This is a genomic window from Planctomycetota bacterium (genome assembly GCA_035384565.1).
GTDB lineage: Bacteria > Planctomycetota > PUPC01 > DSUN01 > DSUN01 > DAOOIT01.
This window is the reverse complement of record DAOOIT010000029.1, coordinates 23,576-37,642: the sequence shown is the minus strand read 5'-3', so window position 1 is coordinate 37,642 and position 14,067 is coordinate 23,576. Positions and strand designations below refer to the sequence as shown.

The following is a 14,067-nucleotide window of genomic DNA, read 5'->3' as shown; positions in this document are numbered from 1 at the left end:
AGTATGGCCAGCAGACCCAAGAAGGTGCTCATCGTGGACGATGAGCTGGACAACCGCCGATTCGTCAAGGCGACCCTCGAGGACGAGGGCTACGAGTTCGTCTTCGGGCGCGATGGCAGCGACGCGATCGAGAAGGCGGCTGCCGAGCGCCCCGATCTGATCGTGATGGACGTCCAGATGCCCAAGAAGGACGGCTTCGCCGCCCTCTACGAGCTGCGCCAGAACCCCGCCCTCAAGGCCATACCCGTCGTGCTCCTCACCGGCATCGCCGAGAAGACGGGCGTCCGCTTCTCCGCCGACGCCGTCCACGACTACATGGGCGAACGCCCCGACGCCTTCCTCGACAAGCCGGTGGACCCCGCGAAGCTCCTCGCCACCGTCCGCAAGCTCATCGAGCGCCAGGCGGCCGAGGCCGGCGGTCAGTAGTGCACCTTGCCCACCTTGAGCCACAGGGTGCGCTGAAGGTTGATGGCGAAGACGGCGCTCGCGATGCTCAGGAGCTTGCTCTCCGCCGTGTCGGCCCGGCTGGTGAGCACGACGGGCACCTTCGCCCCCACGAGCAGCCCCGCCAGCCGGCATCCGCTGATGTAGATCAGCGCCTTGGCCAGCATGTTCCCCGCCTCGATATTGGGCACGAGCAGCACGTCCGCCCCGCCCGCCACGGGGCCGCTGATCTTCTTGTGCTTCGCCGCGGCCGCGCTCACGGCGTTGTCGAGGGCGAAGGGGCCGTCCACCTCGCAGTCCACCGAAAACTGATGCCGCTTGCTCATCTGGGCGAGAGCGGCCGCGTCCAGGGTTGCCGGCATGGCAGGGTTGATGAGCTCGACCGCGGCCATGACGGCCACCTTGGGCCGCATGATGCCGAAGGCGCTGGCCACGTGCACCGTGTTGAGGAGAATGGCGGCCTTCAACTCGAGGTCCGGGGCGATATTCATCGCCCCGTCGGCCACGAAGAGCAGGCGGTCGAGGGCCCGGCTCTCGATGATGAACACGTGGCTCATGATGGAGCCGGTGCGAAGGCCCTGCTCCTTGTGGAGGATGGCCCGGAGGAAATCGTCGGTGTGGAGGTAGCCCTTCATCACGATGTCGGCCTCGCCGCGTGAGGCGAGCGACACGGCGCCCAGCGCCGCCTTCAGCGGGTCCGGCTCGTGCACGATGTCGGCCTCGCGCACCGCATACTGGGCGCGCTCAGCCTCCTCGAGGATGCTCTCCCGGTCGCCGAAGAGCACGGCCTGCACAAGGCCCTGGGCCTCCGCGTCGCGAATGGCCTCGAGGACCGTGTAGTCCTGAGCCACGGCGACAGACAGGCGGCGGCGGGGCTGATGCGCCACCAGACGCAGCAGGGCGTCGAAGTTCTTCATCGGCCGATTCTCCTCTGGCGCTGGAATGTGACGACCCGAGACGCCACAAGAATACCCGTTTGCCCCACCGCGGTCAATGGCCGACCGCGAACCGGCCATACCCGCTCACTTTTCTTCCCCTCTCGGTTGAGCAAGTATGGCGCTTTGGCGATCCGGGCAGCTCTACGGCCTTCCCGCCCATACTTGCTCAATTCTCTCCCCCTCGCGGTTGAGCAAGTATGGCGCTTTGGCGATCCGGGCGGCTTTACGGCCTTTCCGCCCATACTTGCTCAATTCTCTCCCCCTCTCGGTTGAGCAAGTATGGCCGCGGGCGATCCGCCTCCGTTCCTGCCCACTCGCATTGCTTCCGCCTGTCCCGGAATGAGGAGCGCCCCAACCGCTGTCACTGGGGCGGCCCTCGGGCGTGCCCTGGGGGGCCACGGTCCACCGACACGTCCTGCCCACACCCCTCCCGTAAGGGCGCGAACCGGGAAAGTAGGCGACCGTACGGCACCAGCGCTCTCATCTGTGGGGGACATCGTGGGCGGCGTGTCCCCACGCCGCGGACCGCGGGACGGGGACGTCCCGCCCACAAGCACAGCCGAGGACGGCTGTGCCACATGGAACCCGCTGCCCAGGAGCAGGGCCACCTGCTATTCCGGGTCGCACCCCTCCGTGAATCGCGCTTGACGCAAGAGCCGGGAGTCGGTATAAGGATGAAGAGCCGGGGAATCCACGGAGGCGCCACCCATGCCAGAGGCCAAGCCCGCCGAACGGGTCGGAGACTTCGAGTTTCTCGATCTCCTGGCCGTAGGGGGCATGGGGCAGCTCTGGCGCGTGCGCCACGTGAAGCTCGACGCCATCTACGTGGCGAAGGTGCTGCGCCCCGATCTGCGCAGCGACCCCGAGTTCGCCGCGCGCTTCCTGCGCGAGGCACGGCTCGTCGCCAGGTTCCGCCACCCCAACGTCGTCCAGGTGTTCGGCTTCGACGAAGAGCACATGCTCTACTTCATGGAGTATGTCGAGGGCACGGACCTCGACCGGCTGATGCGGGTGCGGAAGAACCTCACGTTCAACGAGAAGCGCACGATCATCGAGGTGGTCGCCGACACGATCGGCCACGCCCACCGGCAGTTCGACCTCATCCACCGCGACATCAAGCCGAGCAACGTGCTGGTGGCCATCGCACAGCCCGACGACCCGATCCTGCAATCACACATCAAGCTGACTGACTTCGGCATCGCCCGCGTCCTCTCGCTCAACCAGCGCGTCACCATGTCCTCCGGCATGGTCATGGGCACCGTGCAGTACATGGCCCCCGAGCAGTTCGAAGGCGAGGCGGCCAAGGAGAGCGACGTCTACTCCATCGGCGTCCTCTACTACCAACTCCTCACAGGCGTGCTCCCATTCACCGGCCCCACCGCCTTCGTCATCCGCGACAAGCACCGCAGCGAGATTCCGCCCGCTCCGCACAAGGTCAACCCCGACGTGCCGCTCGTGGAATCCATGACCGTGATGCGCTGCCTCGAGAAGGACCCCACGAAGCGCTTCCGCGACGCGGCCGAACTCCACGAGCACCTGGGGGCCACCCAGGGCACGGCGCACACGGTTGTGGTGCCTCGCAGGCGTTCCGCGCCCGCCGCCGACGCGGCGCCAGGCACCGATAGCGGCATGGTGGAGCGCACCGAGCAGATCGAGCGGACTCACCGCGGCACTACGCGGCACGGCCGCCGCACTCCCATCCGCGCCACGGCCGCCTCCAGCGACCAGGTGACCGAACGCACCATCCCCGCCGCCCTGGCGCCCGTGACGGAGCGCACCATCCCCGCATCGCTCGAGCCCGTGACCGAGCGGACCATCTCTGCCGAGGCCGCCCCGGCCGCCGACGACGCGACTGCGGCCGTTCTCGAGCCTGTAACGGAGGCCGCCCCGACGCGGCGACGCAGGCCCCTATTGTGGCTGAGCCTCGGGCTGGTCGGCGCCGCGCTCCTGGCCGCCGGGATCATCGCCGCGCTCCCTCGAAAGGGCGCCGGCACCCCCCCCGTCGGGCCAGGCACGGCACTGCCGCCCACTACAGCGGCCCCGCCGACGGCGGCCGCACAATTCCTCTCGGCCAAGGACCTCGCGGCTGCCCGCTCGCTGGAAGAAGCCCGTCGAATCCTCGACCGCCTGGGTGAGCGAGTGGACGCGGCACCCGACCCCCAAGCCGCCCGCGCGCAGTTGGCCGGCTATCGCGATCTGCTCACCCACCTGTCGGCCGCGGCCATAGCCGTCGGCGACGGCAAGTGCGACGAGGCCGAGCGTACCCTCCGCAACGCCGACATGGCCCTCGAGCGCATTGACGGCATCGTCCCGGGCGAACTGCCCAAGGACTTCCTGTTCCGTCACACCCTCAGCGTGGCCAGCGGCCAGGCACGCAACCTCGCGGCACAAGCCGCCAGGCTCGTCGAGGTGCTCGAGCCTGTTGCCACGTCGCGCGCCTCTGTGCAGTACATGCTCGAGCGGTACAAGGCGGCCAGCGCCGCCGTGCTCGAGAGCCTGGCCTTCAGCCCGGGGTGCAGCGCGTGGAAGAAGATCAAGAACGGCGCCGGCGAAGCGGCCAGCCTCGAGCCGCTCCTCCAGGGCTTCGGCAACGACGCTCCGCCCCCGATTGCCCTGCTCCAGCAGTACCTCGGCCGGCTCGATGCCCTGGCGAAACACGCCCCGACGGCGGACCAGGAGCCGCTGTACCGCACCGCCGTAGTGCGGCTGCTCGACGATCTGTCGGGCACCGCCACCCGGTTCGATGCCTCGCCGTGGGCGAAGGCCTGCCTGGGCGCCGACGACATCGCTTGCCTCGGCACCCTGGAACGGCTCTGGCGCGAGGCGCATCAGACCCGGCTTGCCGCCGCGGCACAACTCTGCCACAAACTGGCCGCCGCCCAGGAGGCCAAGGCCCAAGCCCTGCCGCCCACCCTCGACCGCGCCGGCGAAGCCCGGCAGCTCTTCTCGGAGGCCGAAGAATACGCCAACGCAGTCCTCAAGGCAGCGCATGTGCCCGACGCGGCCAAGGCGGCGGCCGCGGCCCTCTTGAGCACCGCCAGCGCACGGCAGGCCATGTGGCTGTTTTGCGCCGGGCCGCGCGGCCCCGAGAATGAAGACCAGCACTTCGTTGAGGTGCGCAAGCTCCTCGGGCGCGGACTCGACGAACTGCCCGGTTGCGCAAGCGACGTGGCAGCGCACGCCCGCATCCTGCGGGACATGCTCACCGTCGTCACGAGCGCACGCACCGCACTCGCCGCGTCCCTTCGCGAGAACTTCGGTGCCCAGGCCCCGTTCGGCGGCCAGACCGCCACGCTGTTCGCCGCGCTCAACGCCTTCGAGCCTCTCGCCAAGGAAGCCAGCCGCCAGCCCGACCATCCGTGCCGCCGGGCCGCGCTTGAGCCCTTCCTGCATCTGCGGGTGGGCGGCCCTGTCGCCGGCTACACGCTGCCCAACGCCGCCGCTGCCTGGCTGCTTGCCAACGCCGCCCAGGCCGCCGAAAGGGGCAAGTACAGCGACGCCAGCCACCTCCTGGGCAACTTCCAGCTCGAGGCGGGCAAGGAGGCCCAAGGGGCGGAATCACCTCTCAAGCGCCTCCTGCCCGAGCCCGTGACCGCCAAGGCGGGGGAGCTTCTCAAGCTCGTCCAGGCCTTCGACGACTCGCGTGTGCCCGCCGGCGCCCCGGCCGACCGGTGGAAGAAGGTGTGGGAGCAACGGCTCGCCGCCCAGCCTCTGCTCGCCCTGGACATTCCGTCGAGCGTGGCCGCCGGCTCCCTTCCCGCGCGCTTCGAGGGCCAGGAGAACCAGTGCGAGGGCCTCTACAGCCAGATGCGCTCGCTGCTCGACCACTGTCGGGCCCGCCTCGGACTCGAGCAAGAGGTGCGCCGCGCGGAGACCGAGGCCGCCAAGCTGGTCATCCACGCCCCCGACGGCGTGAAGCCCAACCCTGCCACGGCCACCCGGGAGGCCGTGGCGAAGAGCCTCGAGGCGCTGCGCGAGCTCAGGAGCCGCGTGGCGGAGAGCGCAAAACGAGGCGTGAGCACGGACGACCATCCCGAGCGTCTCACCAGCATCGAGCGCGACCTGGCCGCGCTGCCGGCCCAAACCAACGTGGCCGAGCTTCAGGAGCGCGTTGGCAAGGCCCTGGCCAAGCCCGACCCTAGAGCCGCACTCGACGAGTTGAGGGCCGGGGGCGTGGCTCTCGGCCGGATGGCCGAAGCCTCGCTCACCCGTCAGGCCATGGATGCCTGGGTCAAAATGGCCATCAAGGCAATGGCGGACCAGGACTACCCCGCGGCCGGCGCCATCTTCAAGGCAATCCGCTCGCACGAGCAGGTGGTGCGCTTCAAGGACGACCCCGCCGTCGCCGCGGCCTATGAGGAAACCAGCCGCCCGCTCCACTATTGCGAGGGCCACGCTGCTCTCGCCGGAGGCGCGCAGAACCTGGCGGCGGCACTAGGGGAGTTCTTCCAGGCTGCTCCCTACCGCGATGCCGATGCCATCGCCAAGCAGATCGCTCCCCTCCAGGAAGCCCAGAAGCTCTGCGAGAAGGAGCCCCTCCGCGCTGTGGGCAGCCTCGAACGGCTCTTGGAGCAGAATGAACTCCATGCCGTCGTGCGCAGCGTGGCGGAGAAGGCCCTGGGCGAACTCCGAGCGAAGCTGCTCACAGAGACCACCGCCTGCACCCAGGCGTTCAGCCAGGCCTTTGCCCGAGGAGGGTGGGAGGACTTCGTGGACCGCGCAGCCGTGCCGGCGGAGGACCTCGAACGACTGAAAGCCTTCCTCGATCAGGCTGAGGGCATCGAGGTGGAGCAGCCGGAGCCGCCCGTGCTCGGAGAGCTGGTGCCGGAGAAGCACCAGGCGCTCCTCAGGAGCAAACGAGTTCTCAGGTTCCGTTACCGCTTGCCCGAAGGCGCCACGGTGCCGGTGACGCTGGAGCAGGCGATCGTGTGGACGCTCCGCCTTGTGCCCCCCGACCAGCGGAAGGGGAGGAACTGGGTGATCGCAGGCTGGGAGGCCAGGTGAGTGCGTGAACTGCGCCTGCACGCATGGCTCTCTATCCTCGCGGCGGCGATCGGCTGCGCCGCGTGGCCCGCCCTCGGCGGGCAGGCGCCCGGCGGCCGCCTCGCGCCGGGCTTCGGCATCGTGGTGTCGCGCAACCAGCGCGAGCTCATCCTGCGCATTGACCCCGACGCAGTCAATATCCCCACCCGGCTTCAGGGCCAGCGCCTCGTGTGCCGCCGGCTGGTGCGCACGGTCTACGCCCCTCAATCGCAGGCGCCTCTGGCCGAGGAGTGGCGGGCCAACGGCGCCGCCGAGGTGCTGCCCGCGCTCGACCGCAGCGGCCTCCCCATCGCCACGCTCCTGTGGGAGGACCCCCAGGCCGCCGTGCGCACCGGCGACCGGGTTGAGCTGGGCCGCCTGGCGCCCGATGCGGCCACGCCCGTAGTCCTGTCGCTTCGTGTCCTGTCTCCGCGCGCCCCGCAGGCTGCCGTCGCCCCAACGGGAGAGCCTGTGCTGGCGCCGGGCGAGGTGGCTTGGATCATTGCCGATATCTTCATCCCGACGGGTGAGGCCCCGCGCTGTGAGTGGACGGCCGACGCCGGCGAGTTCGTGTACGCCGGCGGCGCTTCAGGGGGCAAGACGCTCCAAAGCCCGCGAGCCATCCGGTGGCGCGCGCCCGCTGAACCCGGTGAGACCGCCAAGGCAAACATCCGCCTCCGAGTCACTGCCCCCTGCCGCGTTCTGACCGCCGAAGTGGCGATCACCATCAGCGTCCAGGAACCCAAGGGGGCCTACCGCGAGGTCCAGTGGATCCCCATACGCGCCCAGGCGACCGACGGGGGGCGTACCGGCCCTGTGCTCTCCGAGGCCAGTCTTCTCGCGGCGGGGTCATCAGGGGTACTGTTCGTGGCGGACACGCCCGCGAAGCGGCTGATGGAATGGAGCTCGCGAGGCCCGCGCTTCGTGCCGTTGGGCAGCGCTCCCGCCACGGGGCTGGCCGCGTGGGGCGATGTGGCCTTCGTCGCCCAGGGCGATCAGGTGCTCGCCTGTTCGCCCGGAGCCACCCAGCCGCAAGCTGTGGCCAAGATGCCGCCCCCCAAGCGGCTGGTGGGGCTCCAGGCGGGTGACCTGGGCGACCTCCACGCACTCGACGCTGGCGAGGCGCCCGCGCTGCATGTCCTGCCCCAGGGGGCCGCATCCTGGCAGCAGGCGCTGCTGGGCCCCAAGGGCGATGCCCCGTGGCTGGCGCTCTTCGCGCTCGATGCTTTGAGCAACGATGTGTTTGTGTACGATTCGCGGGACCGCGTCGTGCGCCAGTGGCGCGCATTGCAGGGCACGGGTTACCAGCCCGTGGCGGTGGCCATGCCGGCAGGAAGCGCAGTGGACCGCTTTGGCCCCCCAGTGAGCCTCGTCGCGCGGCCCGACGCCGACCACGCCGAGGAACTGCCCGTTCAACTCGTCTTCAAGTCAGGCGCGGTCACAGACAAGTGGAACTTCGAGCCCCGGCCCCCGCGCTGGGAGCCGCTCGTGCGCAGGCCCCCGCGCGAGCTAGCCGACGTCCGCTTCGCCGTCCAGAGCGCCGCGCCGCTGCCCGATGGCGACCTGTTGCTCGGTGGTCAGGCAACGAGCGCGGACGGCACCGTGCCGATGATCGCGCAGCTCTCGCCGACGGGGGAGTTCCGGCGCATGCTGCCGCTGCCGGAGCAGCCGCCGCGTTTGATCGCGGCGGCGCCCAACGGCCGCCGATACCTCCTCCTATCGCAGCGCAATCAGCGCCTGGTTGCACTCGGCCCTGACGGCTGGATCGCGCGCGATCTCGGAGTGATTGATGCGATCCGGTCCATTGTGCGAGTGCGGGCCGACCGCTCGTCGCCCGACCACGTCTACGTGGTGGGCAACAAGGCAGGCCGCGAGTCGGCCTTCCGCCTCAACGTCCTCAACCCATCGGCCTACCTTGAGTTGAGCGCTCTGGGATTCCCCGGCTCCCAAATCCCTGAGCATGAGGCCGTGGACATCGCGACGTCGCCTCATTTCGTCGCCATCCTGGACCGGGCAGGCAAGGTGCTCCTGTTCGCCAACGAGAAGCCGCCGCGCTTCATCACGACGGTGGATACCGGGCTGCGGCGTCCCGCCGCCATCGCCCTGGCTGCCGAGACCCATGACGCCCAGGGCGGCCGTCAACCGTTCCTGTGCGTGCTGCCGTCGGGAAAGGACGCCTCGAGCATCCACGTCTGGCAGCTTCGCACCGCGGGCGGCGGCAAGCCCACGGCGGCCAAGCTGGGCGTGGTGCCCGACCCTCAGCAGGCTCCCGCCGCCAGACTGTCTTCGCCCGTGACCCTCGACAGTGCTTTTCCCGACCGCCCCGGCATGCTCTATGTTCTCGACCGCGGCGGCGCACAGGTGCGAGCATTCGACTTGCCCGCAATCGCCGAGAAACTCCAACAGCACGCCGCACCCGAGCTCTCCTCCTCTCTGCTCCTTGACAAGCTCCCCGTCACCGACGGTGCAGCGGACATGACGATTGGCCCCGGGCAACTCATCCACATCGCCGACACGGCAGGCGAGGCGGTGCGCTCGTACGGGAGAAGCGAACAATGACACGGAGCCTGCTGGCCATGCCCCTGGTGTTCGGGCTTGCCGTGCCTTTTGCGACGAAGGGGGCCGAGCCCCTGCCTGCCGGCCCCAAGGGCGCTGCCCCCGTAGGAACCGTGAGCTGGCGCCTGGGGAACCGGGTGGCCATTGCCGTCGCACAGGGCGTCACGTTGCAGCCCAATGAGGAACTTCTCGTCGGTCGCTCGCGCCTGCTGGTGACCCTGGCGGCCCAAGGCAAGCTTCTGGAGGCCTGGGGCGATTGGCTGCCCGCCGGGCGTATCCGGCTTCGCGCTCCCAGGGGGACCCGTCACTGGATCGGTTGCGTTCTCGAGGACGCCGCGCCTCCACAATCCACGGAGGCGGCCTCTGTCCCCAACGTGCAACCCGGCGATCCTGTCTACCGAGCCGCGGGCGCCAGCCCCTCCGCGCCCGCCTCGCAAGCTCCCGCCCCGGGGAAGAGCAAGGAGTGAAAGGAGATACGATGCCTGGCCCGAAGAAGGTGCTGATCGCCGACGACGAAGCCGATCTGCGGACTTTCATCCAGGCGGCCCTGGAAGACGACGGCTACGTGTTCCTCACCGCCGCCAATGGCGAAGACGCCCTGGCGCGAGCCCGGGCCGAGCACCCCGATCTCGCGATCCTGGACGTCCAGATGCCGCGGAAGACGGGTTTTGAGGTCTTCGACGAACTGCGCCACGACGATGCGACGAAGGACATCCGCGTCGTCATGCTCACCGGGATCAAGCAGCGGACAGGCGTTGGCTTCACCGCCAAGGAGATCGGCGGCTACTACGACAGCGAGCCCGAGGCTTTCATTGACAAGCCCGTGGACCCCGATGTCCTGCGGCAGACGGTGGCGAAGGTTCTCAGCTAGGGTCGGCCAGACCAGGATATCCAAGAGCCGCTCGGGAAGGGATTCGGAGCGGGCCGATGAAGGTGTTCATGCACTGGGATATGGAAGGCGTCAGCGGCATCTGCACGCGGGAGCAGGTCTGGTTCTGGGAGCCTGGCGCCCGGGCGGAGGCCGGGGAAGAGGGGCGGCGGCTTCTGATGGCGGATATCAATTCGGCCGTCGCCGCCGCTCTCGCCGCGGGCGTGGACCAGGTCATCGTGTGCGACACCCACCACGGCGGCGGCAACATCCGCCTTGCCGACATGCTCTCCGACCCCCGCGTGACCTACCTCGAGAAGAGCCGCGGAATCCAGAACGGCCGGCTGCGCTGGATGCCCGGACTCGATGAGAGCGTAGATGGCTTTCTGCTGCCGGGTCATCACGCCATGGCCGGCACGCCCGGCGCCTTCCTCCCTCACACATGGTCGCTGGATTGGGAGGACTTCAGGATCAACGGACAGAGCGTCGGCGAGATGGGGATCGAGGCCTGCTTTGCGGGGCACTGGGGAATCCCTGTGGCCTTCGCCCAAGGCGATGCGGCCGCGTGCCGCGAGGCGGAGGGCATGTTTCCGGGCATTGTCACCGCCTGCGTCAAGCGCGCCACTGGCAGGGACTCCTGTGAAGGACCCGACGCGGCAACCGCTCGCCGGCTCACGGCCGAGAAGGTGGCGCAGGCTGTTGCCCGCCTGCGCGCGGGCGAGTGCCAGCCGTTCCGCCCATCGCTGCCCATGAAGGTCGCCATCCGAATGGCCACGGATGAGAAGGCCGAGGCGGCCGCCGCACGGCCTGGCGTGCGGCGTGTGGACGAACTGACCGTCGAGGCCGACGTCGAGCGTCACTGCGATGTGGTCAAATGGATCGCTAACGCGGGCCTCGACCTCCAGCCCTGAGAGGCGCGGGCTCTCGCCTCTCCTACCGGGCCTCGAGGGCGAACTTCTGAGTAGCGACCCCTACCCGTGTCGTGGCGGTGGAGAGCACCTTCTCTCTGCCCCACACCAGCGCCTTCTCGTCGAGCTGCCGCACCTGTCGGTCAATGGTGGCCGTGACCACCACCTCGGCTTTGCCCGGCGCATCCGGGATGCCGGAGAGGAGGCCCGTGGCCGCATCAATCTTGAGCCATGCCGGCCCCTGGGCGAGCGCGAACTTCGGCTTCTCGATGTCGAAGTAACCGCTCACCTGGTTCTCGCCCTGCATCCGCGCCGTGAGGTCGCCTAGCGAGCGGTTGGCAGACACCTGGTACTTGTACGGTTCGCCCACCTTCGCTGCCACAACGGGCCTGGAGTAGATGATGGGCCTCGGTGCCACGGCATAGTCGGACGGCCCGCTGCGCTTGCCCGCCTCGTCCACGGCCACCACGCGGTAATAGGTCTTGTTGCCGGCGGCAGGGGCGTCTGGTCCCATCACCACGAGCCTGGTCTCAGGGGTCTCGGCGATGAAGTTGGGGGGCGCCCACGGATTCCAGGCCGCCATGTCGGTCTTGGCCGAGACCCCCAGGCTGAGCTGGCGGGGCTTGTCCATCACGGTGAAGCCCCTCTCGTCGCTGCCGTACACTCGATACTTCGCGGGCCTGCGGCCCACCGGATTCGCCTGCCACGTCAGCGTTCCAACCCCCTTCGCCTCGTCCCAATCCAGCTTCACGTCGAGGGGATATGCCGCTCCGCGCGCAGTGAAAGCGAACGTCTTGCTCCACGGCCCCCAGAGCCCCTTGGCATCCATCGCGCGCACACGCCAGTAGTACTTTGTATCGGGCGTCAGGAGGCCCGGCTCGCTCAGAGTGTACTGCGGCTTCACATCGGAGAACTTGAACCCGCGTCCCGTCCACTCCCGCTTCGCGTCCAGCGTGCGCGAGGCGAGCTTGTAGAAGCTCATTGAGAGAGGAAACCGCACATCGGCCCGCCGCGATAGCTCGAACTGGTAGTCGCTCATCGCATCCCCGTCGGGGTCGGGTGGGGCGGTCCATCTGAACACGATGTCCGTTCCATCCGACTCGCCGCCATCGGGCGGATAGACCGCCTCGGGTGCGGCGGGGGGCCGGGTGGCGGAGCGTTCAACCCACTCGTGGGTGATGCGGACCTCGCGTGGGCCTTTGGTCTCATCGGTGTAGGTGAAGCTGTTCTCGCCCACCGCCATCTCGGGCATGGCCATCGGCGCCATCTGCACGTCATTGAGGATGGCGATCTTCTTCAGCGACGCTTTACCAGCCAGCTCGCACCTCACCTGGTAGCTGTAGCTCGGCTGGCCCGTGGCGGGGAAGAACCGGTCCAGGCTGCCCACTGCCGCCTGCTGCCAGGACTTGCCGTCCCGGCAGACGGAGAAGCGCGCGCCATCGCCGTCGGCTTCGAGTCGCCCGCCCACGAATGGATACGGGCTCCGCAGTGTCCATACGATCGACCCGGCCTTTCCGTCCTCGGCTGCCAGGCCGTCGGGGCCCGCCGTGATGCTTTCAACCGTCGTGGCGCCCCGGCGCCAGGCCGGCTTCGTCAGGTCCGGACGGTACTCCCACAGGCCGTTGTAGATTGTGTGGGGGTAAGAGGGCGTCGTGTAGAGCGCGCCCTGGTACTTCAGGGGCTTCCACTGCCCCCAGCGCCATACAAGGGCCTCGCCGGGGCGGAGGACCATGTTCATTGTGGTGTCGGCCCTGCCCGAGCGGTCGCCTGTGATCTCGCTCTCGGTGAAGTAGAGGGCCGCGGTCCCCTGGCCGTCCCACGGCGTGTCCACGAGCAGGATGCCGTTGGAGTGGGTGCGCTTGACGAGGTCGTGGTCTCGGGCGATTTGCACGTCGCTGGCCACGGTCTCATTGTCGCGCAGCAGGTAGATAGAGTGCAGGTCGCCGTCCAGGAAATGCCATGCCCCGTCGTAGAAGGCCTGCGAGATGCAGTGGCCGAGGGCCCGGGCTGGCGCCACCTTGAGCCCAGCCTGCTTCCACAAGGTCGCCAGGCAGATGGAATCGTTGCCGCAGGTGTTGAAGCCGTAGACGTTGAAGACCTTTACCACGTCGCACAGTTCGTTGTTCTCGCCCGACGAGTGGTGACGGTGGCGAATCTGCTGGAACCAGATCGCCTGGGCCTTCTCCGCGTCGGTCATGCCGGGGATGACGGCCGATTGCACGATCTCCGCGACGTTTCGGAAGTTGTTCCGCCCGTTCGATACCCAGGGGTTCACCACGTCGGTGTCGCCCACGTTTTCCATCCGCACCGAGCGGTTCGACTCCCAGGTTTGGAAGAACGCCCCTTCGCCATTCATCCCCACGCCCATGGGTGTGCGGCAGCCTCGTCCGTCCATCGTGCCGCCTTGAGTCACCTTGTATCGTTGCACGCCTTCGGTGATTCGCTGGGTGTGGGACTTCGGCGCGTCCGTAGAGTCCTTGCTTACTCCCCAGGGGAAGACGAACTCCGATGGGCTCGGCTCCTCGGCGCGCCGCGACGGTGGGGCGGCCGCGATCGGTTCGGACCCTGGCAGCGGCTGGTACTCGCGCACCACGGACGAGACGCGCACCTCATCGAGCAGGCCGTTGAGGTTGGGGGCAGGGGACTCCCAGGTGTGACCGCCCAACCGCAGCGTGCCCAGTCCGCCGCCGAGTGCCCCGTCAGTGATGCCCTCGGGGACCTGCTCCACGTCCAGCCGCCCATCCACACAGATGCCCACCTTCCTCGTCCCTTGGTCCCATGTGATCGCCAGATGGGTCCAGCGGTCCACAGGCACGGCTCGGTTCCCCCTCACGTATCGCCACGTCCCGTCAATCCAGAAGGAAGCGATCACCGACGTCGAGAGACGGATCATGTACTGGCTGCCGCGGCACACCACGTCGCCGACGGCTCGGCCGCGCAGCTTCACCCAGCACTCCACGGTGAGCGCCTTCAGCCCCTTCGATTCGGCGAGGTCGGTCACGTCCGCCCAGCCTTTCTCCCCATCGCAGTCCAGCGCCCCGCCGAACTTGCCCGCCGCCGCGGCCGGACTCTTCACCCTGCCGGACCTTCCATCGGCCACGGCATCCTTCACCTCGCCGCTGGCCACGTCGTCGAGGTGAAAGAGGCAGAGGGTTTCCTTGTCTGCCTCGAACGGGCGCGTCAGGTCCACCGTTGCTGCCCGTGCCGTCGGGGCGCTCGCCGCCAGAACGAGTGCCGTCGCCGCCACCGCCCATCGCGCCAGGGCCAACATCCCGAGATCTCCTGTGCCACTGGAACGAACGCTCGACATGCGCATACTATAGGCGGTTCG

At 68.7% G+C, this 14,067-nt stretch carries 8 protein-coding genes; 6 read left to right on the top strand and 2 right to left on the bottom strand.

Features of this window, described 5'->3' with window-relative positions; all coding sequences use genetic code 11:
• Positions 1 to 3: 3 nt before the first annotated feature.
• Positions 4 to 426: a response regulator gene (locus tag PLE19_12190; protein ID HPD15706.1), complete on the top strand. Its 423-nt coding sequence runs from the start codon at positions 4 to 6 to the stop codon at positions 424 to 426.
• Here the strand turns inward: PLE19_12190 and PLE19_12185 are convergent.
• Positions 420 to 1,361: a bifunctional enoyl-CoA hydratase/phosphate acetyltransferase gene (locus PLE19_12185; protein ID HPD15705.1), complete on the bottom strand. Its 942-nt coding sequence runs from the start codon at positions 1,359 to 1,361 to the stop codon at positions 420 to 422. The two genes, PLE19_12190 and PLE19_12185, sit on opposite strands and share 7 nt — an antisense overlap.
• 729 nt (positions 1,362 to 2,090) lie before the next feature.
• Here PLE19_12185 and PLE19_12180 point away from each other — a divergent pair.
• Genes PLE19_12180 through PLE19_12160 form a run of 5 tightly spaced genes read left to right on the top strand, consistent with a single transcriptional unit; the run spans position 2,091 to position 10,739 of the window.
• Complete coding sequence (locus tag PLE19_12180) at positions 2,091 to 6,386, top strand: serine/threonine-protein kinase (protein HPD15704.1); 4,296 nt, start codon at positions 2,091 to 2,093, stop codon at positions 6,384 to 6,386.
• A complete protein-coding gene (locus PLE19_12175) occupies positions 6,387 to 8,963 on the top strand; it encodes a hypothetical protein (protein HPD15703.1) in 2,577 nt (858 codons plus the stop codon).
• On the top strand, positions 8,960 to 9,427 hold the full coding sequence (locus tag PLE19_12170; protein ID HPD15702.1) for a hypothetical protein: 468 nt from the start codon (positions 8,960 to 8,962) through the stop codon (positions 9,425 to 9,427). The genes PLE19_12175 and PLE19_12170 overlap by 4 nt, the downstream gene beginning before the upstream one ends.
• An 11-nt stretch (positions 9,428 to 9,438) precedes the next feature.
• Positions 9,439 to 9,831 (top strand): response regulator, encoded by a 393-nt coding sequence (locus PLE19_12165; protein HPD15701.1) that lies wholly within the window; start codon positions 9,439 to 9,441, stop codon positions 9,829 to 9,831.
• Positions 9,832 to 9,887: 56 nt separating this feature from the next.
• Positions 9,888 to 10,739, top strand: coding sequence for a M55 family metallopeptidase (locus PLE19_12160; GenBank protein HPD15700.1), 852 nt, complete (start codon positions 9,888 to 9,890; stop codon positions 10,737 to 10,739).
• 22 nt (positions 10,740 to 10,761) lie between these two features.
• Here PLE19_12160 and PLE19_12155 read toward each other — a convergent pair whose 3' ends face one another.
• Positions 10,762 to 14,007 carry a hypothetical protein gene (locus tag PLE19_12155; GenBank protein HPD15699.1) on the bottom strand — a complete coding sequence of 1,082 codons (3,246 nt, stop codon included), beginning with the start codon at positions 14,005 to 14,007 and terminating at the stop codon, positions 10,762 to 10,764.
• Positions 14,008 to 14,067: the final 60 nt, after the last annotated feature.

Bases quoted from the DNA above. Each gene is read 5' to 3' on its own strand.
- PLE19_12190 (HPD15706.1), top strand. From the start codon at position 4: ATGGCCAGCAGACCCAAGAAGGTGCTCATCGTGGACGATGAGCTGGAC.
- PLE19_12185 (HPD15705.1), bottom strand. From the start codon at position 1,361: ATGAAGAACTTCGACGCCCTGCTGCGTCTGGTGGCGCATCAGCCCCGC.
- PLE19_12180 (HPD15704.1), top strand. From the start codon at position 2,091: ATGCCAGAGGCCAAGCCCGCCGAACGGGTCGGAGACTTCGAGTTTCTC.
- PLE19_12170 (HPD15702.1), top strand. From the start codon at position 8,960: ATGACACGGAGCCTGCTGGCCATGCCCCTGGTGTTCGGGCTTGCCGTG.
- PLE19_12165 (HPD15701.1), top strand. From the start codon at position 9,439: ATGCCTGGCCCGAAGAAGGTGCTGATCGCCGACGACGAAGCCGATCTG.
- PLE19_12160 (HPD15700.1), top strand. From the start codon at position 9,888: ATGAAGGTGTTCATGCACTGGGATATGGAAGGCGTCAGCGGCATCTGC.
- PLE19_12155 (HPD15699.1), bottom strand. From the start codon at position 14,007: ATGTTGGCCCTGGCGCGATGGGCGGTGGCGGCGACGGCACTCGTTCTG.